The organism is Halobaculum sp. MBLA0147 (assembly GCF_041361345.1).
Lineage (GTDB): Archaea > Halobacteriota > Halobacteria > Halobacteriales > Haloferacaceae > JAHENP01.
The window spans coordinates 837,437-860,102 of sequence record NZ_JBGKAD010000001.1; the positions used below are offsets into that span (position 1 = coordinate 837,437).

General features: G+C 69.5%; 23 protein-coding genes and 1 pseudogene. 17 read left to right on the forward strand and 7 right to left on the reverse strand.

All coding sequences use genetic code 11. The annotated features are described in order from the left end of the window. Nucleotides 1-59 precede the first annotated feature (59 nt). Nucleotides 60-1,217, reverse strand: coding sequence for an acyl-CoA dehydrogenase family protein (locus tag RYH80_RS03960; protein WP_370902560.1), 1,158 nt, complete (start codon nt 1,215-1,217; stop codon nt 60-62). 161 nt (nt 1,218-1,378) lie between these two features. On the opposite strand from RYH80_RS03960, the gene RYH80_RS03965 reads away from it, so the two are divergent. The 9 genes from RYH80_RS03965 (at nt 1,379) to RYH80_RS04005 (ending at nt 10,983) form a co-directional block, all read left to right on the forward strand. Next, nucleotides 1,379-1,804 (forward strand): EamA family transporter, encoded by a 426-nt coding sequence (locus RYH80_RS03965; protein WP_370902561.1) that lies wholly within the window; start codon nt 1,379-1,381, stop codon nt 1,802-1,804. 107 nt (nt 1,805-1,911) lie between these two features. Continuing rightward, entirely contained in the window at nt 1,912-2,796 is an 885-nt protein-coding gene (locus RYH80_RS03970; protein WP_370902562.1) for an MBL fold metallo-hydrolase, read from the forward strand. Between the two features lie 66 nt (nt 2,797-2,862). After that, the gene (locus tag RYH80_RS03975) at nt 2,863-3,312 is read left to right on the forward strand and encodes a universal stress protein (protein WP_370902563.1); all 450 of its coding nucleotides are present in this window, start codon (nt 2,863-2,865) and stop codon (nt 3,310-3,312) included. Nucleotides 3,313-3,406: 94 nt separating this feature from the next. Further along, the gene (locus RYH80_RS03980; RefSeq protein ID WP_370902564.1) at nt 3,407-5,938 is read left to right on the forward strand and encodes a hypothetical protein; all 2,532 of its coding nucleotides are present in this window, start codon (nt 3,407-3,409) and stop codon (nt 5,936-5,938) included. A 120-nt stretch (nt 5,939-6,058) separates the two neighbouring features. Then, entirely contained in the window at nt 6,059-6,970 is a 912-nt protein-coding gene (locus tag RYH80_RS03985) for a phosphoribosyltransferase HisG-related protein (RefSeq protein WP_370902565.1), read from the forward strand. A gap of 110 nt (nt 6,971-7,080) precedes the next feature. Further along, complete coding sequence (locus RYH80_RS03990; RefSeq protein WP_370902566.1) at nt 7,081-8,508, forward strand: hypothetical protein; 1,428 nt, start codon at nt 7,081-7,083, stop codon at nt 8,506-8,508. Beyond that, nucleotides 8,505-8,927, forward strand: coding sequence for a hypothetical protein (locus RYH80_RS03995; protein WP_370902567.1), 423 nt, complete (start codon nt 8,505-8,507; stop codon nt 8,925-8,927). Before RYH80_RS03990 ends, RYH80_RS03995 begins: the two co-directional genes overlap by 4 nt. A gap of 171 nt (nt 8,928-9,098) precedes the next feature. After that, nucleotides 9,099-9,254, forward strand: coding sequence for a DUF7563 family protein (locus tag RYH80_RS04000; protein WP_370902568.1), 156 nt, complete (start codon nt 9,099-9,101; stop codon nt 9,252-9,254). A 259-nt stretch (nt 9,255-9,513) separates the two neighbouring features. After that, complete coding sequence (locus tag RYH80_RS04005; protein WP_370902569.1) at nt 9,514-10,983, forward strand: DASH family cryptochrome; 1,470 nt, start codon at nt 9,514-9,516, stop codon at nt 10,981-10,983. Nucleotides 10,984-11,097: 114 nt separating this feature from the next. Here RYH80_RS04005 and psmB read toward each other — a convergent pair whose 3' ends face one another. Together psmB and RYH80_RS04015 are read right to left on the reverse strand one after the other, a co-directional pair. Then, nucleotides 11,098-11,823: an archaeal proteasome endopeptidase complex subunit beta gene (gene psmB / locus RYH80_RS04010; RefSeq protein ID WP_370902570.1), complete on the reverse strand. Its 726-nt coding sequence runs from the start codon at nt 11,821-11,823 to the stop codon at nt 11,098-11,100. Between the two features lie 199 nt (nt 11,824-12,022). Further along, complete coding sequence (locus tag RYH80_RS04015; RefSeq protein ID WP_370902571.1) at nt 12,023-12,205, reverse strand: hypothetical protein; 183 nt, start codon at nt 12,203-12,205, stop codon at nt 12,023-12,025. A 362-nt stretch (nt 12,206-12,567) separates the two neighbouring features. Here RYH80_RS04015 and RYH80_RS04020 point away from each other — a divergent pair, with 362 nt between their 5' ends. Together RYH80_RS04020 and RYH80_RS04025 are read left to right on the forward strand one after the other, a co-directional pair. Beyond that, entirely contained in the window at nt 12,568-12,945 is a 378-nt protein-coding gene (locus tag RYH80_RS04020; protein WP_370902572.1) for a DUF555 domain-containing protein, read from the forward strand. Between the two features lie 74 nt (nt 12,946-13,019). Further along, nucleotides 13,020-13,571, forward strand: coding sequence for a CBS domain-containing protein (locus RYH80_RS04025; RefSeq protein WP_370902573.1), 552 nt, complete (start codon nt 13,020-13,022; stop codon nt 13,569-13,571). 69 nt (nt 13,572-13,640) lie between these two features. On the opposite strand, the gene RYH80_RS04030 is transcribed toward RYH80_RS04025, so the two are convergent. Continuing rightward, nucleotides 13,641-14,168, reverse strand: a complete 528-nt coding sequence (locus RYH80_RS04030) for a DUF6653 family protein (RefSeq protein WP_370902574.1) — start codon at nt 14,166-14,168, stop codon at nt 13,641-13,643. A gap of 101 nt (nt 14,169-14,269) precedes the next feature. Here RYH80_RS04030 and RYH80_RS04035 point away from each other — a divergent pair. The 3 genes and pseudogenes from RYH80_RS04035 to ligA all read left to right on the forward strand — a co-directional run. Next, a pseudogene (locus RYH80_RS04035) lies at nt 14,270-14,905 on the forward strand (HAD family hydrolase); the annotation flags it as partial. A gap of 268 nt (nt 14,906-15,173) precedes the next feature. Further along, nucleotides 15,174-15,458, forward strand: a complete 285-nt coding sequence (locus tag RYH80_RS04040) for a DUF6199 family natural product biosynthesis protein (RefSeq protein WP_370902575.1) — start codon at nt 15,174-15,176, stop codon at nt 15,456-15,458. Nucleotides 15,459-15,562: 104 nt separating this feature from the next. Continuing rightward, complete coding sequence (gene ligA / locus RYH80_RS04045) at nt 15,563-17,887, forward strand: NAD-dependent DNA ligase LigA (protein ID WP_370902576.1); 2,325 nt, start codon at nt 15,563-15,565, stop codon at nt 17,885-17,887. Nucleotides 17,888-17,917: 30 nt separating this feature from the next. Here the strand turns inward: ligA and RYH80_RS04050 are convergent, their stop codons facing one another. Further along, nucleotides 17,918-18,310: a hypothetical protein gene (locus tag RYH80_RS04050; RefSeq protein ID WP_370902577.1), complete on the reverse strand. Its 393-nt coding sequence runs from the start codon at nt 18,308-18,310 to the stop codon at nt 17,918-17,920. A gap of 183 nt (nt 18,311-18,493) precedes the next feature. Here RYH80_RS04050 and RYH80_RS04055 point away from each other — a divergent pair, with 183 nt between their 5' ends. From RYH80_RS04055 to RYH80_RS04065, 3 genes are all read left to right on the forward strand, one after another. Further along, nucleotides 18,494-19,201, forward strand: a complete 708-nt coding sequence (locus tag RYH80_RS04055) for a V-type ATP synthase subunit D (protein WP_370902578.1) — start codon at nt 18,494-18,496, stop codon at nt 19,199-19,201. 90 nt (nt 19,202-19,291) lie between these two features. Then, nucleotides 19,292-20,548, forward strand: coding sequence for a hypothetical protein (locus RYH80_RS04060; protein ID WP_370902579.1), 1,257 nt, complete (start codon nt 19,292-19,294; stop codon nt 20,546-20,548). Nucleotides 20,549-20,661: 113 nt separating this feature from the next. After that, complete coding sequence (locus tag RYH80_RS04065; RefSeq protein ID WP_370902580.1) at nt 20,662-21,057, forward strand: DUF6276 family protein; 396 nt, start codon at nt 20,662-20,664, stop codon at nt 21,055-21,057. A gap of 86 nt (nt 21,058-21,143) precedes the next feature. Here the strand turns inward: RYH80_RS04065 and RYH80_RS04070 are convergent, their stop codons facing one another. Together RYH80_RS04070 and prf1 are read right to left on the reverse strand one after the other, a co-directional pair. Next, a complete protein-coding gene (locus RYH80_RS04070; RefSeq protein ID WP_370902581.1) occupies nt 21,144-21,278 on the reverse strand; it encodes a hypothetical protein in 135 nt (44 codons plus the stop codon). A 42-nt stretch (nt 21,279-21,320) separates the two neighbouring features. Next, nucleotides 21,321-22,577, reverse strand: coding sequence for a peptide chain release factor aRF-1 (gene prf1 / locus RYH80_RS04075; protein ID WP_370902582.1), 1,257 nt, complete (start codon nt 22,575-22,577; stop codon nt 21,321-21,323). Nucleotides 22,578-22,666 lie beyond the last annotated feature (89 nt).

Here is a 22,666-nt window from a genome sequence, read left to right on the forward strand (position 1 = left end):
GGTGCCGGGTGGTCGGCTGGGCGACCGACGAGAGGCGCGTCACGTCGCCACGTGACCGCTCAGTACCCCTCGTCGTACAGTTCGCGGGCGATGATGTTCTTCTGAATCTGGGTGGTCCCCTCGTACAACTGGGTGATCTTCGCGTCGCGGTAGAACCGCTCGACGTCGTGGTCGTTCACGAAGCCGGCGCCGCCGTGGAGTTGCACCGCCGTGTCGCTCACGTCCACTGCCACGCGCGAGGCGTACTCCTTCGCCATCGAGGCGAGCTTCGTCAACTCGGAGCCGTCGCCGTGTTCGACGTGCCAGGCCGCCTTGTACGTCAACTGCCGTGCCGCCTCGATGTCGGTGAACGCCTCCGCGAGGTCGTGCCGTAGTGCCTGGAACTCCGAGATCGGTCGCCCGAACTGTTCACGCTCCGACATGTACGTCTTGGCACGCTCGGCCGCGCCGCGAGCGATCCCGACACCCTGTGCGGCGACGCCGGTGCGCGTCTCGTCGAAGAACTGCATCAACTGCGGGAACCCCATCCCGCGGGAGCCGACGAGGTTCTCCGCGGGGACGCGCACGTCGTCGAAGATCAGCTCCGCCGTGTCGGACGCGCGGATCCCCATCTTCCCGGTGATCTTCTCCGTCGAGAAGCCGTCGCGGTCCGCCTCGACGAGGATCTGGGAGTAGCCGAGGTAGCGGTCGTCCTGGTCCGGGTCCGTCTCGCACATGACGACGAAGTAGTCGCCGACGGAGCCGTTCGTGATCCACATCTTGTTGCCGTTCAGCACCCACTCGTCGCCGTCCTTCTCCGCCGTGGTGGTGATGCCGGTCACGTCCGAGCCGGCCTGTGGCTCCGAGATCGCCGCGCCCATCACGGCCTCACCCTCCGTGAGCGGCGGGAGGTACTCCTCTTTCTGTTCTTCGGTGCCGAACGCGACGATTGCCTCGGAGCCGAACCCGGCCGAGACGACACACAGCCCGATCCCGGGGTCGACGGCGAACAACTCCTCGGTGATGAGCGCCATCTCCAGCGAGGAGTAGCCGACACCGCCGTACTCGATCGGGACGTGTGGCGCCGTCAGCCCGAGTTCGGCCGCCTGGTCGACGATCTCGCGGGGGTACTCCTCGGCCCGGTCGTACTCCGAGGCGACCGGCGCGATCTCGTTCTCGGCGAACCGCCGCACCTCGTCGCGAATCTGTCGTTGCTCGTCGGACAGCGCGAAGTCCATACTGGAGGGTGTCACAGCATCCCACATGAACGTACGGGAACGTTCGACCACTCGCGGTGGGTTTCCAGGGGCGTGGGAACGGAATCTTCGCACCTCTCTCGGCGCGTTCGCCGAGCCACGTTCCGAACGCTCTTGACCCGTGGCGGCGCTACGGTGTCGAGATGAACTACCTGCCGTGGGCGGTGGTCGCGCTCGTCGCCTACTCGTTCGTGCCGCCGCTGTTGAACCGGGCGACGACCGGAGCGGGTGCGGTGCCGTCGAACGTCGCCGCCCTGGTGTCGAACGGGATCTTGGTGATCGTCACGCTCGGCGTGATCGCGGTGCAGGGCGAGAGCGTCGTCGAGCACGTCCGGAAACCGGAGATGGCGTTCGTCGCCGCCAGCGGACTGTTCCTGGCGGTCGGTATCCTCTCGTACTACCGCGCGCTGTCGCTGGGACCGGTCTCGGTCGTGACACCCGTCTTCGGGATGTTCCTCGTCCTCGCCTCCGTGGTCGGCGTCGCGCTGTTGAACGAGTCGCTGACCGCCCGGAAGGTCGTCGGGATCGGACTCGCCGTGCTCGCGGTCGTGTTGGTCGCCGGTGACTGACGACCGGGACGCGACCGAGACGCGACTGCGAAAGTGCTCGGGATCGGCCGATCCACCGCTGCGGCGGAGTGGACACGGCTTTGAGTCTCGCGGGCGTGCCGCCGGACGTGACGGACCAGACAGACGCCGCAGACGGGGACGAGTCGACGCCGGGGCCGGAGACGACCAGCGACTGGGGCGACTGGCTCCCGCGAGCCGTCGCGACCGCCGATCCGGACGGGCTGTCGCTGTGGTACCTCGGCTGCAACGGCTTCGTCGTGAGAGCCGCAGACGGGTCGACGCTGTGGATCGACCCGTACGTCGGGACCGGCGACCCACCGCGTACCGTCCGGATGGTGCCGGTGCCGTTCGACCCGCGAGACGTGACGGCCGCCGACGCCGTGCTCGCGACCCACGAGCACACCGACCACGTCCACGGGCCGTCGCAGGCACCGATCCTCGCCGAGACGGACGCCGACTTCTACGCCGCCGACGACTCGCTGGCGGTCGCCCGCGAGGACGAGCGGTGGACGGACCGGTGGGACGTGTCGGACGAGCAGTTCGTCGAGGTCGCCGAGGGCGACTCCCTCGACGTCGGCGGGATCGAGATCGACGTGGTCGACGTCCACGACCCGGACGCGACACACCCCGTCGGGTACCTGCTCCAGTACGACGGGACGACGGTGTTCCACGGCGGCGACACGAAGCCACACGAGGGGTTCGCCGCGGTGGGCGAGACGTACGACGTGGACCTCGCGATCGTCGCGTTCGGCTCCGTCGGGACGGTTCCCGACAAGGAGACCGGCGAACCGGTCGAGACGAAGTGGTACTGCGACGAGAACGAGGCCGTCAGGGTGGCCCGCGCGCTCCAGGCCGACCGTCTGCTCCCGACCCACTGGGACATGTGGAAGGGGCTCACCGCGGACCCCTCCGCGCTCCACGAGCACGTCCGGAGTTTCGAGTTCCCCGACCGACTGGACGTGGTCGAGATCGGCGACCGAGTCGACCTCTGAGATCCCGCACGGCCCGCGGACCCGTACCACACGAAATTTAAACCCCGGACGGGTCAACGGACGGACATGGACCACGCACTCGCGGTCGTCGGTTCCACGGAGACGGCGAAGCGACTGGTGAGAGAGGCCGGGGAACTGGCGGCGGGCGTCGACGCCGAACTGACGCTGCTGCACGTCACCGACGAGGAGGAGTACGCGGAGGAACGCGAGCAACTCGCGTCGGTCACGAGCGGCGAGGTCAGCTACTCCAGCGGCCAGGCGAAGGACGGCGCGCGCAACTACGCCGCCGACGTGGGCCGAGCGGTGTTGGACGACGTGGACGTGAGCTACGACGCCGCCGGTCGACTGGGCGAGTTCGCGGACGTCGTCTTGGAGGAGATCGACCGGACGGACGTCGACCACGTGTTCCTCACCGGACCGAAACGCTCGCCGGCCGGGAAGGCGCTGTTCGGCGACGACACTCAGCGGATCGTCCTCGACTCTCCGGTGCCGGTGACCGTCGTCACCGAGGAGTAGCTCGGCGGCCGCCGTGGTGAGAGTCACCGGTCACGTCACCGGAGTCGACCGGATAGCCCGAGGGGTTTTTTACCCGGGTTGTGAAGAGGGAGCCATGAGTCAGGGGTCCGACGGCGACGAGCCCGTCGCGGTGGAGGCCGACGGTCTGGTCGTGCACAAACGATTCGACGCCGACGAGTTCCCGGTGCCCGCGGTGGCGTTCACGATCACCTCCGAGCGGTCGGAGGCGACCGAGTTCCGGATCGTCGACCACATTCCAGACGGCTTCTCGATGGATCGGGTGGGGTTCCACCCGGACTTCGAGGCGGAACACTGGACCGCCTACCAGGACCACCGCGTGGAGTTCCGGCGACGGATCGAGGCGGGCGAGGAGATCGAGACCGTCTACGGGATTCGGACGGAGAACCTGGACGACCTCGACCGGTTCTTGGGCGAGCCGACCGTGACGGCCATCGCCGAAGACGCCGACCCGACGGGTGACGTGGCGGACGTGATCGGCGAGGACTCCTCGCAGGTCGTGCGCGACGTGCTCTCCGGTGACCGCGACGGCGTCCCCGGTTCCTCGGCGGAGGGCGACGACACCGGCGGTCTGTTGGGCGACGACCCGCTGTCGCCGACGGGGAGTGACGCGACCGACCAGTTCGCGACGACCGCCGACACCGACGACGCGTCGGTCGGTGCCGGTGGGGCCGACGACGGCGCGTCGGTGTCGGGAGACGATCCGCTCGCAGAGACGGGCGGCAGCGACGACCCGCTGGCCGAGACTGGTGGGGGAACCGACGACCCGCTGGCCGAGACCGGTGGGGGAACCGACGACCCGCTCTCGGAGTCGAACGGTGACGCCGACGCCGCGACGGCAGACGATCCGCTCGCGGAACCGACCGGTGGCGAGTCGGAGGCTGACGAGACCGCACCGGCGGCCGAGACGGACGAGACGGCAGCTGACACCGGTGTCTCTGCGGACGACTCCGACGAGACCGGCGCAGAGAGCGGCGAGACGGACGAAGACGTCGAGTCCACAGACGAGGCCACCGAGCCGACCCCTACGTCGTTCGACGACGACGCGGCAGACGCAGTCAGCGAGGCCGCCGGATCGCTCGGCGCAGATCCGGCGACGGACACCGGAGACACTGCGGCGACCCCAGAGACCGAGGCGACCGTCGAGACCGAGGCGACTGCAGAGTCCGAGGCGACGGGTGAGACTGGCGACGACACCGAGACGGCTGATCGCGACGAAGCGGCGACGACCGTCGACGTGACCGGCACGGAGGAAGGTGCCGCCGTCGCCGACGAGGGTGTCGAGGCGACTACCCCCACCGGGCCGGACGAGGGTCTCGCGTCCACGGAGGACGCCGAGACCACCACGTCCGCGGACCAAGACGAGACCACCACGTCCGCGGATCAAGACGAGACCGCCGCGTCTACGGACCCGGACGAGACCGCCGTGGTGGCGACCGGTGCCGCGACGACGACGGACGGGCTCGCAGAGGCGCTGGCGGCGGAGTTGCGTGCCGGCGAGGTGTCGGCCGAGGCGAAGGAGACGCTGTCCCGCGAGTTGGAACTGGGCCACTCCACGGGTGTCGACACGCGGATCGAACGGCTCCAGACGCAGGTCGCAGACCTGTCGGCGTACACGGACGCGCTGGAGGCGTTCATCGACGAGAACGGCACCGCCACCGAGGTGATCGAGGAGTTCGACGCCGAGGTCGAGACGCTCCGCTCGGAACTCGACGACGTGCGGGCGACGCTGGACACCGCGGCGGCGGCGCGACAGGACCTCGCCGAGACGGTCGACGCGGTGGAGGCGTCCGTCGCGGACACGAGCGACACCGTCGCGAGCGTCGCCGAGGACCTCGCTACCGCACGCGAGCGGATCGACGACGTGGCCGACGAAGCCGCGGCCGCCGCCGAGACCGCCGCCGACGCGGAGGCGGCGACCGTCGAGCTGTCCGGCGACCTCGACGCCGTCCGCAGCGAGGTGGAGACCGTCCACGGTCGCGTGGACGGCGTCGAGTCGGACGTCGAGGATGTCGCAGAGCGCGTCGACGCAGTCGACGAACGAACCGACGGCGTCGACGAGCGGGTCGACGACGTGGAGACGACGGCGACGGACGCCGCGGAGACCGCGTCGGCGGTCGACGAGGACGTGACGGCTGTCGACGAGCGGGTCGACGCGGTCCAGGGCGACCTGACGGCCGTCGACGAGGAGGTGGAGGCGGTCCACGACGAGATCGACGAGGTCGCGGCGGACGTGGACGCGGTCGACGACCGCGTCGACGAGGTGGCCGCCGACGTGGCGGAGAGCCGCGAGACGTTCCAGGACCGCGCCGACGAGTTGTCCACGACGACCGAGGAGTTGGAGGCGTCCGTCGCGGAGGTGCGGACGGAACTCGCCGCGCTCGAGGACCGGACGTTGGACGACGAGGACCTCTCGGACGTGCGCGACTCCGTCCGACAGTTGGAGGAGGAACTCGACACGGTCGAGAGTCTCGTGGACGACCGTGTCGACGACGTGCGCGGCGACGTGCGCGAGGTGGAGTCCGACGTTGCCGACCTCAAGCAGTTCCGCGACCAACTCTCCTCGGCGTTCGGTCCCGCCGGCGGCGGTGTCGACGACGGAGAGTGACCTGCCGGCGCGTCCGCGGGGTGTGATCGACCCGGTCGACCGCCGAGTCGGCGACGAGGAGTGACCGGCCGACGCGACCGAATCCGTCCGTTTTTGCCGACCCGTGGCGTCTCACCGACGATGACCGAACCCGTCGCCGTCGCAGTCCCCCGGAAGGGTCGTCCGCTGGAGGCCGCACTCGAACGGCTGGCGGCCGTCGGCGGCTCCGGGGCGACGGCGCTGGCAGACGAGGTCTCGAACACGCTCCGGTACGAGAAGGCCGTGACGAAGGGGCGCGAGACACCCACGGCGGGCGTCTACGAGCGACTCGCCGACTACAGCGACCCGACCGACCCCGCGGGTGTCGAGTACACGCTCGTCCGCGACGACCGCGAGGCGCACCCGCGGCGGATCGTCTTCGACAGCGCGGTCGTGGAAGTGGGTGAGACGACCGTCCGACTCGTCGGTCGCGAGGAGCCGTTCCGCGCGCTGCGGACCCACGAGTTCGCGCTGGGGTTCGACTCCGCAGATCTCGTCTTGGAGGAGGTGGTGACGCTCGCCCCCGAGGGTGTCGAGTCCATCGCGGACGTGAACGAGCGGATCGACCCGCGAGACACGGACGTGCGCGTCGCGACGGGACTCGGCGACACCGTCTACCACACGCTGATGGCGACGCCGGCAGAGATCCCCGCCGGGCGGTCACTGGACCGTTCGTTCGTCGCCGACCACGAGGGGCCGCTGTGTATCTCGCCGCGCTACGAACGGCTCGTCGAGGCGGTGTTGGGGACGGCGGCGCTCGCGGACGTGTCGTTCACTTACCCCGATCCCGGGCGCGAGGAGGAGGCGGCGATCGCCGACACGGGTGTGGGCGTCTACCTCACCGTCACGGGGAACACCGCCCGCGAACACGGGCTCGTCGTCGGCGACCACCTGTTCCCCAGCGAGACGGTCCTGCTGGAGAACGTCGTCGAGACGAGCGGCCCGGCCGAACGACTCCGCGAGCGGATCGCCGACGGCGTCGACACCGCCATCGACGCCACCGTCGCGCAGTGAGTCGGGCGGGACCGACACGGTCGTGATCCGCGAGCCGTACGGTCGTGGTCAACGACCCGTCCGCCCGCAGTCCGCAAGCTACAGGGTCACGGCCCTCGGACGATCTCCCGATGGACGGACCCCGTACCGACGCCGCTGACGAGCCGTCTCGTCGGCTCGCTCGCCCGGTTCGCGTCGTCGCCGTCGCCGTCGTCGTGGTCGCCGGGACGCTGGCGGGGCGCGCGGTCGCACACAGCGGCGGGTTGCGGGGTGTCGCACCGGAGTCGCTGACGGTCCCGACGTGGCTGTTCCTGGCGACCGGCGGCGGCGTCGTCGGCGCCTCCTTCCTGCTGGCGTCGTTCGTCACCGATCGCTCGTTCGTCCGGCGACTCGACACGTGGCGTGGACCGACGCTGTCGACCGGACGGGTGCTCCGACTGTCCGGGCGAGCCCTCGGACTCGTCGGGCTCCTCGTCGTGCTCGCGAGCGGCTTCGCCGCCGGGTCGGTGACACCGACGGACCCGATCAGGAACGCGACGACGCTGGTGGTGTGGGTCGGCTGGTGGGGGCTCGTCGTCGCAGCGACCTACCTCGTCGGCGACGTGTGGGCGACGCTGGACCCGTTCCGGACGGTCGCCGGCCCGCTCCCGTCGCTGGACCGCTCGTACCCCGACGCCCTCGGCTCGTGGCCCGCCGTCGCCGGACTGTTACTGCTCGTGTTCGTCGAGGTGGTCACGCCGTTGGCCGACGACCCGCGACTGCTCGCGACGGTCGTCGCCGCCTACGGCGTCGCGACGCTCGCGGGCGCCGTCGTGTTCGGCGCGGAGACGTGGTTCGGACGTGGCGACCCACTCGCGCGACTGGCACGAGCCTACGGTCGGATCGCGCCGCTGGAACGGACGGCCGACGGACTCGCCGTGCGACTCCCCGGAAGCGGCGCGACGAGCGCCGCGTGGGTGGACGGACGCGACGACGCCGCCCTCGTCGTCGCGGTGGTGTTCGCGACGACGTACGACGGCTTCGTCGGGACGGGACTCTGGCAGTCGCTCGCGCGACCGTTCGTGGCTGCCGGTGTGCCGCCACTCGTTCTGTACGTCGCACTGCTGGTGGGGGGATTCGGACTGTTCTACGCCGGGCTGGCGGTGGCGGGGCGACTGGCGCGGCGGACCGCGGCGACGTACCTCACGCCGGCGGCGTTGGTCCGACGGTTCGCGCCGTCGCTGCTCGCCATCGCGGCCGGCTACCACCTCGCGCACACGCTCGGGACGACGCTATCGCTGCTGCCGACGACGCTCGCGGTGTTGGCGGCGCCGCTGACCCCACCCGTCGCCCCGCCGACACTGGTCGTCCCCTCGTGGATCGGCGGTGTCGGCATCGCGGCGGTGTTGGGCGGCCACCTGTTGGCCATCTGGATCGCACACACCGCCGCCTACGAGTTGTTCCCCGACCGGATGCAGGCGATCCGGAGCCAGTACGGGATCACGCTGGTGATGGTCGCGTACACGATGGTCGCACTGTGGATCGTCACGACTCCCGGAGGTGCACCACCCTACCTGTGACCGACTCCGAATCCGACTCCGAGGCCACCGACCGCGACGCGAGTGAGGGTGTGGCCGCGACCGTCGACGCCGACGTGGGCGACGACGAGCGGAGAGACGGCGCCTCGGCCGGCGACGCCGACGCGAGTGACGGCGTCCCGGCGATGGGTGTCGACCCCTCGGAAGTGTCAGTCCCGACGGACGCGGAGACGCACACCTGTGAGCACTGTGGCCGGGTGTTCGCGCGGGCCAGACACCGCGACCTCCACCGTGGGCGAGCCCACCGCGATCTGGTCGACGACGCCGAGGCCGCCGCCTACCGCTCGGCCGCCGAGTCGGAGTGGGACGAACTCCGCCGGTACCGCTACCTCGCGCTCGGGACGCTCGTCCTGCTGTACTTCGGGTTCCTCGTCGTCTACGCGGTCGCCGGCACCGGGTGACGTGGTCGGGGGCTCCGACCACGACGCCGGGTGACACGAGTGGCGAATCGGCTACGAGGTCTGGCTACTCGCGCCAACCGCTCCACCGACGAGAACGGGTCGGTGAGGGCGTTCCAGCGACGACAGGGTGGCCGGAACTAATAGGTGGGAGTAGTCCCTGTCGTACAGTGCATGCCGGAATGCAGAAACTGTGGTGCGTTCGTCACGGAGCGGTACGTCCGAGTGTTCGCCCCGCCGGGGATGGACGACGTTCGGGTCTGCCCCTCCTGTGAGGACATGGTCCGCGAGGGGGCCAGCGTGCGTGAGGCACGCTCGAAGCGAGTCTGAACCGGCTAGAGAACGATCTGCTGTCGCCACTCACGACTTCGCGTGGCCGTGGGGACCACGCGAGCCACCGACGCCGTGTCCGTCTCCCCTCTCTGCCGCCGTCACACGCCACACAGCGACGCGACTCGACGGCGCGACGACACCGTCGAGCGGGTGTCTCTCCTCGGTTCGACGTGACTCCGCGACACCGCCGTGCCGTCGTCGCTCTCGGAGTCACGACGCCGCGGCACTGAAGTCGTCGACAGCCCTACCACGCTCGATGTCAGACACCGCCGTCCTGTGGTGCAGACGCGACCTCCGACTCCACGACGCGCCGGCACTGACGGCGGCCGCCGAGGCCGACCGTCTCCTGCCGGTGTACTGTTTCGACCCACGCCAGTACGGCGAGCGCCCGTTCGGCGGGCGCGACTCGTTCCGCTACCACAAGACCGGCCCACACCGCGTCCGGTTCCGCCGCGAGGCGGTCGCCGACCTCCGGGCACGGCTACGGGAGCGCGACGGCGACCTCGTCGTCCGCCACGGCGCTCCCGAAGCGGTGCTCCCGGAACTCGTCGCAGCGGTCGACGCCGACGCCGTCCACTTCCACACGTACCCGACGCCGGAGGAGGCGGGCGTCGAGGCGGCCGTCGAGGACGCGTTCCGCAACCGCCCGGTCGAGACGACGCGGCACTGGGGCCACACGCTGTACCACCTCGACGACCTCCCCGTGCCGTACACCGAGATCGACGACACCTACACGCCGTTCCGCCAACGTGTCGAGAGCGGCCCCGAGCCGGGTGACCCGCTCCCGGTGCCGACGGTCCCCCCGACACCCGACGCCGTCGGCGAGTCGATCCCGCCCGGCGAGTGTCCGACACCCGGCGAGTTGGGCGTCGAGCCAGTCGAGCCCGACGACCGCGGCGTCCACCCGTTCCCGGGTGGTGAGTCGGCGGCACTCGACCGCCTGGAGGCGTGGATCTGGGAGGGTGACAACCTCCGCGAGTACAAGCAGACGCGCAACGGGATGCTCGGGCCGGACTACTCCGCGAAGGTCTCGCCGTACCTCAACGAGGGGTGCCTCTCTCCGCGGCGCGTCGCCGCCGCAGTCGACCGCTACGAGACGGAGCGCGTCGCGAACGACGACACCTACTGGCTGGTGTTCGAGCTGTTGTGGCGAGACTTCTTCCAGTTCCAGTTCGCCAAACACGGCGCGCGGTTCTTCGAGCGACCCGGCATCCGCGACCGGACCGACATCGACTGGCGGGACCCGGCGACGGACGACGACGCCGCCCGCGAGTTCGAGCGGTGGTGTGACGCCGAGACGGGCGTCCCGTTCGTCGACGCCAACCTCCGGGAGTTGGTCGCGACGGGGTACGTGAGCAACCGCGGGCGACAGAACGTCGCCTCCTTCCTGGCGAACGACCTCCGGATCGACTGGCGCCGCGGGGCGGCGTACTTCGAGACGCACCTCGTCGACTACGACCCCGCCTCGAACTACGGCAACTGGGCGTACATCGCCGGCGTCGGCAACGACTCGCGGAACCGCTCGTTCGACGTACTCTCGCAGGCCGAACGGTACGACCCCGAGGGCGAGTACGTCACCCACTGGCTCCCGGAACTGGAGCCGCTCCCGGCCGACGCCGTCCACGAGCCGTGGACCCTCTCCGAGCGCGAGCAGGCGGCGTACGGCGTCCAACTCGGACTGGACTACCCAGAGCCGGTGGTCGACCTCCGGGCAGACCGGGGGTAGCGCGACCGGGAGTAGCGCGACCGGACGAGTCGACGGTGGGGCCGACGATACGGCCGTCGCTGGTCGAGTAGTAGTCGAAGAGAGGGAGCCGGTCGGCGGTTGCGGTCGCGGTCCTCAGGCGAGCAGCGACTCGACGTCCTTCTCGCGGGTGATCTCGACGCCGTCCTCGGTGACGACGGCGATGTTGATCCCGTTGCCGGAGGCCACGTCCCGTTCCATCGCGGACTGGATCGCACGCGTCGCCACGTCGCGTGCCTCGTCGATGGCGAGCGTCTCGTCGTACTCCTGTTCGAGGACACCCAGCGCGTACTGGGAGCCGGAGCCGGTGACCGTGTACTCCTCCTCGGTCATCCCACCGGCCGCGTCGATGGAGTAGACGTGTGCACCGTCGTCGTCGACGCCGCCGAGGATCGGCTGGACGATGAAGAACCCACCCGTCCGCAGGAGGTTGCCGGTCAGCGTCGACAGCGCCTGCATGCTCATGTCCTCGCCGCGGCGAGACTCGTAGAGGCGCACCTCCGCCTTCAGCGTCTCGATGAGGTTCTGTGCCGCGGAGACGGAGCCGGCGATGGTGAGCGCGCCGGTCGGGTGGATCTCCTCGACCTTCTGGACGTTCTTCGAGGAGACCATCGGTCCGAGCGAGGCCCGCATGTCCGTCGCGAGGACGACGCCGTCCTCGGCACGGAGGCCGACGGTGGTCGTCCCGGTCTTCATCTCACCGTCTCTGTCCGTCGCACCCGCCCGCTGGTCGGCGTTGGGGAACTCACCGATCTCCGGGCCGAACACCGTCTGGTCGTCTGCACCCGGCGTGAGATCGTCGAGGTCGCTGGTCGGTCGCATTGACCCGAGGTAGGTCGTCGCCGCAGATAAAACCGTTCCTTCCCCACCACCCCGCCGGAGGCGGGATTCTCGGGGGTGGTCGGGTCGTCGACTCCGGTCGGCGTGCGACGCCGTGGATCGGCGATCGATCGAGAACGAGAGCGTGTGTCTGCGGACGACGAGAACGAGTCTCCGCAGTCGGATCGGTCCCTCGGGGTCGTCACTCCGCGACGTGGCGGTCGTACGTCTCGTTGGCCCACTCGACGAGTCGGCGGATCGGGAGCACGACGCCTGCTCGACGGGCGAGGAGTGCCACCGGCAACACGAGGATGCCGACGAGCAGCGTCAGTTGGTGGAGTGCGAACGTCGTCGCGCGGCGGGCGCGGGTCGTAGCGGTCGTCATCGGGTGTGGATAGACCCCGGGCGACGCCCACGTATAAACCCGTCGCCGGTGGCGGACACGTCGAACCCGACGCAGTCGTGCGGTTCGCCGCCGGACTCGAGACGAGCGGGCGCTCACCACGCCGACGGGTCGAGACGGTGTCTCCTCGGAGATAGCCCACCCATCACAGCACGGGGCCGCTCGTAAGTTACGGCGTGGTGACGGCAGTCGTACGGGAAGACGAGCGGCGGGTCGACGCCGCCGAGTGGAGTCGCACGGAGCAGTGGAGTGGTCGAGGCTCCGGAGTCGGTGCCGAGATGTGGGTGCACGGAGTCCCACCCCGAACCGCAAGAGTAGAAAGCCCCACACCCCAACGACCGGGTATGAGCAACTACCTCGTCGCGTTGGAGGCCGCGTGGTTGGTGCGAGACGTCGAAGAAGTCGACGACGCGATCGGAGTCGCGGTCAGCGAGGCCGGTCGTCGCCTCAACGAGGCGGACAAAGAGTACGTCGAGGTGAACGTCGGCGCGACGCCGTGTCCGGCGTGTGGCGAGCAGTTCGACTCCGCGTTCATCGCCGCCGAGACGGCGCTGGTCGGCCTGTTCCTCGAGATCGAGATCTTCAACGCCGACAGCGAGGAACACGCCGCCCGGATCGCCAAGAGCGAGGTCGGCTCCGCGCTGCGGGACATCCCGCTGGAGGTCATCGACGTGATCGCGGACCCCGACACCGAGGAAGCGCCCGCCGACGAGGCCGCCTGATCGGCCGACGAGCGAACGGACGTCCCCGCGCTCGCCGTCGGAACACACTTCTATTACTACGGCTCATTCCAGGTATGGACATCCCGACACCGGAGCAGTTGAAAGAGCGACGGGGCGACGTGGGCGTCACACAGACAGAGCTCGCGGAGCTCGCGGGCGTCTCGCAGCCGTTGATCGCCCGGATCGAAGGGGGCGACGTGGACCCGCGGATGTCGACACTGCGGGCCGTGGTCGAGGCGCTGGACGAACTGGAGCGGGAGACGGTCGTCCTCGCGGCGGACATCTACCACGAGGGGATCGTCAGCGTCGCGCCGGACGACTCCGTCGCCGACGCACGCGACCGGATGACGGCGGAGGACTACGACCAACTCCCGGTGTTGAAGGGTGCGTCGTCGGTCGGGTCGATCTCGCTGGCGGACATCCTCCAGGCGAAGTCGCGCGAGGACTCACTCGACGAGTTGGACGTGCGGACGGTGATGAGTCCCTCGTTCCCGGTCGTCTCACCCGAGGACAGACTCGACCGGATCAGCGGCTACCTCCAACACTCCGAGGCCGTGATGGTGACCGAGGGCGAACGCGTCGTCGGGATCATCACCGAGGCCGACGTGGCTGCGACGCTGTCGTGACCCTGTGAGCGGGGTCGGAGAGAGTGGTCGGCGGGGGTACGAGCGGCGGGAGCGTGTGGCGCCGCGTCGTCACGCGAGCCACGCGCGGACGGCGTCGGTGTCGCGGTAGTCGTCGAACAGGTGAGCCATCCGGTCGAGGAACCACACCTTCGCGAGGACCATCGTCACCAACCCCGTCGCCGTCACCCACGGGGCGAGCGTGTACAGCCCCCAGAGGAACGGCGGCACACCGACGACCTGCACCGCCGTGATCGCGTGGAGCTGCCGCCGTCGTGTCCGGTCGAGTCCGAACGACTCTCGGTCCGCCCAGATCCGCTCGCCGAGGACACCCTTCGCGGCCCAACTGTCGAACGACGCCGGTTCGTCGAACAGCCGTGGGTTGAGGTAGGTCCACGCGACCGTCGCCGCGACCGGAAGGAGTGCCCACCAGCCGAGCCACACGCGACTCCAGACGGCGACGACGAACAGCGGGAGGACGGTGAACCGCGAGTACACGCTCTTCGGGTTGGCGTGCCGGAGCCACTCGTCGCCCGCGAGCCCGAACGCACTCGCCAACCGCCCCTCGACCGTCGTCGAGGTGTCCCCGTGTGAGTCCATCGTGGGTCGTCGTAGCGTCTGTGAACGAAAGAGTGTTTCGCTCACGAGTTTTTGAACTACCCGAGGACACTTGTCGGTCCGTCGTCTAGGTGGTGGTCCACATGGGTCCCGACGAGTACGACGTCTGGTTGTTCGACCTCGACGGCACGGTAGTCGACGCGGAGTGGGAGTACGTCCGGGACGTGTTCGACCGCACTGGCGACCGTCTCGACTACGAGTTCTCCGACCGACAGGCAGAGGACCTCTGGCACGGCCTCACCGGGACCCGCAACGACCACCTCCGCGAGCTGGGGATCGCACCCGAGGAGTTCTGGCCGGTGTTCCACGACGAGGAGGACCCGCAGGCACGGGCGGCCGCCTCCTACGTGTACGACGACGCCGCGCGCCTGATCCAGCGGCTCCGTACCGCAGACGTGCCGGTCGGGGTGGTCACTCACTGTGCCGCCTTCCTCGCGTACCCGGTCGTCGAGACGTTGGGGATCGACGAGTGGTTCGACGCCTTCCTCGCGTGTTCGGAGGAGACGGGGTACAAGCCCGATCCGGCGCCGGTCGAGCGGGTACTCGGGGACCTCGAAGTGTCGGGGGACGCCTCGGGTGTGCTGTTGGGCGACGGCGAGAGCGACGTGGGCGCGGCGTGGAACGCGGGGCTGGACGCCGTCCACGTCGAGCGACACGGCCACCGGCGCCGTGGACGCTGTGTCGTCGCCGACTACCGCGTCCACGACTTCGACGAACTGCTCGACACCCACGGGGTCGGCGAGACCGGCGACGGTGCGAAGGGAGTCGCCGACGACTCCGGACGGGCCACCGCCGTGAGGACGGGGACGGCAGCAGAGGTCGTGACGGACGGCGACGGCTCGAGAGTGGGCGACTCGCGCGAGGGCACGGGAGCCGCCGACGCACGCGACGACGAGTGAGTGCTCGCTCTCTCAGACGGACGCCGGTGTGGTCCCGTCGACCGGGAGACGACCGCAGGTTGAAACGGGTGTCGCCGCTAGCGCACCCGTGAACGGAGCCGTACCGCGGGCGGTCGCCTACGGACTGCTCGCACTGCAGGGACTGCTCGGTATCGTCAGCCCACGCCGGTCACTCCGGTTGTCGACGCTGGGGTACCGCGTCGCCTTCGAGAACGTCGGCGAACTGGAGCCACGCCCGTGGCTCGTCCGCGCGAGTCGCATCTGGGGTGTCGGTGCGCTCGTCACCGGACTGGTGGGTGTGGCCGTGGAACTCCGGACCGAGCCCGACGACCCGGAGCCCTCGCTGGCGGACGTACTCCCCGGCGGAGCGTAGCGGGTCACGTCGCGGTCGAACCGCGGCCGGCTACGAACCCGAACCCGAATCCGACGCGATCGGGAGACGGTACGCATTACTCTCCGGGTGCCCAACGACGGTCCGTGACCGACACCGCCAGCCTCGCCGCCGACGGCCTGCGGTTCGCCGCGCCGGACAACCCGTACCTCGCCGATCCGGACACGGCCTTCACACCCGTCGCAGAGTTGGACGCCGAGCGCGCACGCGAGCAGGCCGCACTGCTGCGTGCGGCGATCCGCGAACACGACTACCGCTACTACGCCGAGGCGGATCCACTGATCGCGGATCGAACCTACGACGCGCTGTTCGACCGGCTCCAGACACTGGAGGAGACGTTCGAGGTGGAGACGGCCGACTCGCCGACTCGGCGGGTCGGCGGCGAGACGCTCGACGAGCTGCCGACCGTCGACCACGTGCGGCCGATGCTCTCCATCGAACAGTCCGTCGAGGCGGCCGACGTCCGCGCCTTCGACGACCGCGTCCGTCGCGAGGTGGGCGAGGTGTCGTACGTCTGCGAGCCGAAGTTCGACGGGCTCTCCGTCGAGGTGATCTACGTCGACGGCGTCCTCGTGCGTGCCGCCACGCGGGGTGACGGAGAGACCGGCGACGACGTGACCGAACAGGTCCGGACGATCCGCTCGGTGCCACAACGACTCGGCCCCGCGAGTGGTGCGGGTGCCGGTGCGTCGGCCGCAGACGGACCGTCGGAGACGGCGAGCGACGACGGATCGGCGGAGACGGCGAGCGACGACGGATCGGCGGAGACGGCAGGGGACGACGGACCGGCGGAGACGGTGGGCGACACGACTGTGCCGGGATTCCTCGCCGTCCGCGGCGAGGTGTACGTCCCGCGAGACGCGTTCCGCGAGCACAACCGAGAGCGCGTGGCGGCCGGGGAGGAGCCGTTCGCGAACCCGCGGAACTTCGCCGCCGGCACCCTCCGACAGTTGGACCTCGACACGGTGGCGGAGCGGCCGCTCGACTGTTTCTTCTACGACGTGATGGGGTGGCGCGGCGAGCCACCGGCCGACGACGAGCCGCTGGCGACGGTCGACGACGACGAGACGCGGCCGGCGACACACACCGCCGAGCGGGCGGCGCTGGACCGGCTCGGCCTGAAGACGGACGACCGCGCCGAGGCGGTCGAGACGGTCGACGACGCGGTCGCCTACCGGGACGCCCTCGGGGAGGCCCGCGAGTCGCTGAACTACGAGATCGACGGGGTCGTGATCAAGGTCGACGACCGCGCCGCCTGCGAGACGCTGGGTGCCACCTCGCGGGCGATCCGGTGGGCGTTCGCGTACAAGTTCCCCGCTCGCGAGGAGGTGACACGTGTCACGGACGTGGTCGTCCAGGTCGGCCGAACGGGACGACTCACGCCGGTCGCGCTGTTGGACCCCGTCGACGTAGGCGGCGTGACGGTCGCCAGAGCCAGTCTCCACAACCCGGACCAGATCGCGGAGTTGGGTGTCGGCGTGGGCGACACCGTCCGCGTGAAGCGGGCCGGCGACGTGATCCCGCAGGTGACCGAGGTCGTGGAGGCAGGCAGCGACGGTCACTTCCGGTTCCCCGAGACGTGTCCGGTCTGTGGGAGCGACGTAGAACGCGACGGGCCGATGGCGTTCTGTACCGGTGGGCTGGCGTGTGACGCGCAGGTCGAGCGGACGATCCAGCACTACGCCTCCCGGAGCGGCCTCGACGTCGAGGGGCTCGGCGAGGAGCGCGTCGAGCGGCTCCGCGACGAGGGGCTGCTCGACGGGCTGCCGGACCTCTACCGGCTCCACGAGCGTCGTGCGGACCTCGTCGAGTTGGACGGGTGGGGCGAGACGAGCGCGGACAACCTGCTCGCGGAGATCGAGGCCGCCAGAGAGCCACCACTGGCGGACTTCCTCACCGGGCTGGGCATCCACGAGGTGGGCGGCGCGACCGCCCGGAGCCTCGCCCGGGCGTTCGGCTCGTTCGAGGCGGTGCGTGACGCGACGACCGAGGAACTCCAGACTGTCGACGACGTGGGGGAGACGGTCGCCCGGACCATCCGAGAGTTCTTCGACAACCCGGAGAACGCTGCGGTGATCGACGACCTCCTGACGGAAGTCGATCCCCAGACCGTCGAGCCCGACGACGACGACGGGGGCGACACACTGGACGGGCTGACGTTCGTCTTCACCGGGTCGCTGTCGACGCCGCGTAGCACCGCCAGCGACCTGGTGGAGCGACACGGCGGCTCCGCGACCGGGTCGGTCTCCGGGAACACGGACTACCTCGTCGTCGGCGAGAACCCCGGGACGAGCAAGCGCGAGGACGCCGACGCGAACGACGTGCCACAGATCGACGAAGACGAGTTCGCCGCGGTGTTGGACGAGCACGGGATCGCGTGGCCGCCGGACGACGACGGCGACGAAACGTGAGTCCGTGTGGCGGGAGACGAGCCGGTCCGGTCACCGCTCGCGGCGACTCGGGCCGCGGTCTGGCCCGCGGACGATCTCTCGCACGTCGACGGCACCCAGCGAGAGCCCGTCCGGATCGAACCCCGAGCGTGGGTCGTGGGTGCCGGTCGGCTCCAGCGTCGCGTCGACGAGCGCCTGGTCGTCGCCGTGGACACCCGTCAGTGACGCGAGGTCGTCCGGCGCGTGCTCGGGGCACCGGAACGTCACCGGTTCCCACCCGTCGTGGCCCTCGGCGACGAGCGCCGCGACGCGGTCGCCCGCGGCGAGTCGCGTCGCACACCGTGCACACCGGACGCCGTCTCTGCGGGCCGCGGGGAAGCCACCCGTCTCGGCCGCGAGTCCAGTGACGGCACGTGCCAGTTCTGCCGCGGCATCGTCGCTCACGACCCTCGTGACGGGCGCGGTCGTGTTAAGACTCGCGTCCGTTCGGAGGACACGCGACGACGGCGTCGCCTCACGGTCCGACGGAACCGATCCCCGAGGGTGCACGTCCAGCCGTGGGACCCCCGCGAGAGAGACGGAGACTGAAAAGCATTAACCCCCCGCGGCCACAACCGCCGGTAACGAATGGCCGAGGACGTCAAACCGACCCGGAAGAACCTGATGGAGATCGAAGACCGCATCGAACTCTCCGAGCGGGGACACGACACGCTCGAACAGAAGCGTGACGGCCTGATCATGGAGTTCATGGACATCCTCGACCAGGCCCAAGACGTCCGTTCGGAGCTGAACGCCGACTACGAGCGCGCCCAGGACCGCATCAACAAGGCTCGTGCGATGGACGGCGACGTGGCCGTCCGCGGTGCCGCCGCCGCCCTGGAGGAGTACCCGGAGATCACCACCCAGTCGAAGAACATCATGGGTGTCGTGGTTCCGCAGATCGACTCCTCGAAGGTCCGGAAGAACATCGACGAGCGCGGGTACGGACTGCTCGGCTCCTCGGCCCGGATCGACGAGGCCGCCGACGCCTACGAGGAGTTGATCGAGTCGATCATCCTCGCCGCCGAGGTGGAGACGGCGATGAAGAAGATGCTCGAGGAGATCGAGACCACCAAGCGCCGCGTCAACGCCCTGGAGTTCAAACTCCTGCCCGAACTGCGCAACAACCAGGAGTACATCGAGCAGAAGCTCGAAGAGCAGGAGCGCGAGGAGATCTTCCGCCTGAAGAAGATCAAGGCCAAGAAGGAGGCCGAGGCGAAGGCCGAACGCGAGGCCGAGGCCGCCGAGACCGAGGAAGAAGAGAGCGAGCCGGAACGGCTGTCCGCCGACGACTGACGCCGTTCCACGACGGCTGTCCGCCGACGACCGATTCACTCGACCGGCCGGGGCCGGGTTTGAAGTTCGTGGATTCCTCACCGCTGCCGTATGCGACGACGGGCAGCACTCGCGACGATCGGAGCGGCCGTGACCGGTGGATGTCTCCGACTGACGGGGAGCGACGAGGCGTCGGCGACACCGACGGCGGCCACGGGAGAGACGGGGACGGCCGCCGCCGCGTCGAGCGGCGAGCGCCCGACCGCCGACGTCTGGGTCGCGCCGGACGGCGAGAGCGGGGACGGCTCGCGGTCGGCACCGTTCACGAACGTCCGGCGTGCGTTCGAGGCCGTCGAACCGGGCGACACCCTGTTCTTCCAGTCCGGCGAGTACCGACTCAACGGACGCACACTCGTCGGCGGCGAGCCGGACGCACCGATCGAGATCACGGGGCCACCGGACGCGGTCCTCCGCGCCCGAGAGGCCGCCGGGCCGGTCCTCGGAATCGTCCACAGCCACGTCCACTTGACCGGGACGACCCTCGACGGGCTCGCGGACCCCTCGCGCAAGTGGGAGACGCCGGACGTGTGGGCCGACAGCGTGGTGGAAGTCTCTCCCGGACCGCGGTACGAGTCGGCGGGCGTGGAGTACCTCGAAGACGTGGTGGTGGAGCCGCACGCGATCCGCAACAGTGGGTCGGCGTTCGTGCTACTCGAACGGACACGCGACGCCGCGATCGGCGGCTTCGAGGTGACGGGCCCGGCGGGTGCCGAGTTCCACCCCGAGATGGCGGACCCGGTCGAGTCACACGTCGGCAACCTGATCCAGATCGGCGCGTCGACGAAGACGATCGCAGAGTACAAGCCGTGGGACGGGCTCGACCGGACGCGCAACGTTCGGATCCACCACGTGAACAACGCCGCCGGCCACCACCACTCCTCGTTCGCTCAGATCCACGTGGGTGCCGAGGCGATCACCGTCGAGTACTGTACCGACCGGAACGCGGGCAACGAGACGACGGGGAAGAAGTGGGTCCCCTCGGTCGCCGTCGCCGGCAACAACTGTACCGTCCGCGGCAACGACTTCGGCGACTCGCGGCAGGGCGTCGTGTTCAGCGCGTGGACGCCGGAGGGGATCGCGGAGGCGTCGAACTGGGCGCGCAACAACGACGTGTACACCAACCGGCTCCAGCGACTCTCGGCGGCACCGTTCGTGTTCGACGAGTCGTCGCCGGACGCACAGCGCACCTTCTGTGACAACCGCCTCGTCGGGATCGACGGGAGCTACGACTACGCCACGGGAGAGTGCTCGACGGACGTGGCCGCGGTCGACGGGATCGGGCACACCGCCGGACGCGACGGGGAGTAGCCGGTACGACGTGCGACGAGTGGTCGTCCGACGCGACGGAGGCGGTCACCCGACACGACGGGGAGTAGTCGCCCGACGCGGCGTTTTTGCCCGCGGGACACGCAGTTCGGCTCGTGACAGACTGTCCCACGTGTTCGGCCGGTGTCGTCACCGTCGGCGTCCCCACCGACCTCCGCGAGTACGCGCCCGACGACGCCGCCGCGGTCGGACTCTGCCCGCAGTGTCTCACGGTCACGGCTGTCGATTCGAGCAGTGCCGAGGACCCACCGAGATTCGACCGCGTCGCCCCGCCGTTCCCGGACGGCGAGGCCGGTGTCGCACTCGCGCTGCTGATCGGGAAGCTCCCGTCGCTGGCGGTCGAGAAGCCGGCCGTGCGGGCGCTCCGTGAGCGGGCGGAGGCAGCCGGCGGGGACGTGGTCCTGACGCTGGACCGGTTGGTGGCGGCGTCCGACGTGGAACCGCACTTCGCGCTGGAGCGGAAGGTGGTGCAGATGGAACAGTTGGTGTGAGTCGGGCGGTCTACCCTGTCACATCGAAGTACGAACTACCGCCCTCGTGTACGCTCTTGTGGATGACTCGGTCTATCGAGGAGAATCTACAGTTCGTCGGCAGTCTGATTCTCTTCGAGGAACTCTTCTATCGGTGGTGTATCGACCCTGTCGCCGTCAAGGGTAGTCTCCGCAGCCCCCACCCGCGATTCGTCGGGTCCGTTGCGATTCGTGTCGCCCACGAGTAGGTGCTCTGTCGTGCAGGAATGAAAGCCTAGGGGCGTTTACACACCCGTCTCGTACCGCAACAGCCCCGCGACGCCGCCGAACGCGTCCAGCAGTTGTTCGCCCTTCTCGAAGTCCGTCGAGATGAACGTCGTCTCCGTACCGCGCTGTTCGGCGATCTCGATCAGGTGTTCGACCACGTCCTCGCGCTCGCCCGCCTCGGCCTCGGCACCGCAGACGCTACACTCGTGAGTCGGCGTCTCGGCGCGGCGGTCGACGAGTTCGAACTCGTCGTGACCCTCCGGACACTCGAACGCGACCACGTCGTCGTGGACGTCCTCCGAGAGCAGCAGGGTCTCGACCGATCCCATCACGAGGTTCTGGCGCGTCTGGTCGAACCCGTAGGTCGCCTCCCCGCCGCTGTGGAGGTTCTCGAAGAACTCCTCCATCAGGTTCTTGTCGCGGACGATCTCCTGGTCCGCCAGCGCCTCCTGCCCGGCGTCGACCAGGTCGTGGAGCCCGGACTCGTCGGTGTAGGCCACGTCGAACTTCCCGAGCACCAGGTCCTGGATCTCGTGGTGGAGGTAGTCGCCGTCGAGGAACTCGTCTTTCGTCGGCGAGGGCCCGCCGACCAGGACGCCGTCCAACTCGTGGCGCTCCGGGACGAACAGTTCGTTTGCCATCTCCGCGACCTCCTGGTAGAAGTTGTCGATGGCCTCAAGGCGGAGTCGGGCGAACCGCTGGGCGGACTGGCCCCCTTTCCGCTGTTTGCCCGGGACGAGCGATGAGGCGGACTTCACCGGCTCGACGCGTTTCCCCTTCAGCCAGCCGACGTTCGCCTCGCGCCGGTCGAGGACGATCAGGCCGAACAGGCCCTTGTCGCCCATCATCTCCTCCAACGGCTCCGTGAGGAAGTCGGAGTCGCAGTGGTAGCGGAACGACTGGACCGGTTCTGGCGGCGACTCCAACACCTTCGTCACCATCTCCGTCCGGCCGCCGCCGGAGTCGACGGCCCCCGAGAACAGCACCATCCCGTTCTCCGGGGCGGTGTGTTCGTAGTACTTCAGCCGGTCCTTGATCGAGGTGAGTGCGTCCTGGACGTTCGTCCGCGTCTGTTTGGACTTGATGTTGGACGCCTCGCTGTGTTCCTGCGTGACGTGGGCGACGACGTCCGAGATCTGGTGGTCCTCGGGAACGTAGATGGTGACGAGCTGCGTGCCGGAGCCCTCGAACTCGTCGAGTTCCTCCAACACCTTCCGGAACTCGTACTCCCGGCGGTCGTCACTCGGCTCGCCCGCTTCGACGTCGCTGCTCATTACGGTCACACTGGCCGGCGTGGCTGTAAGTAGGTGTCGAACCGTGGAACCCGCTCACACCCGGTCGTCGGTGGTGTCGGGTGACACTC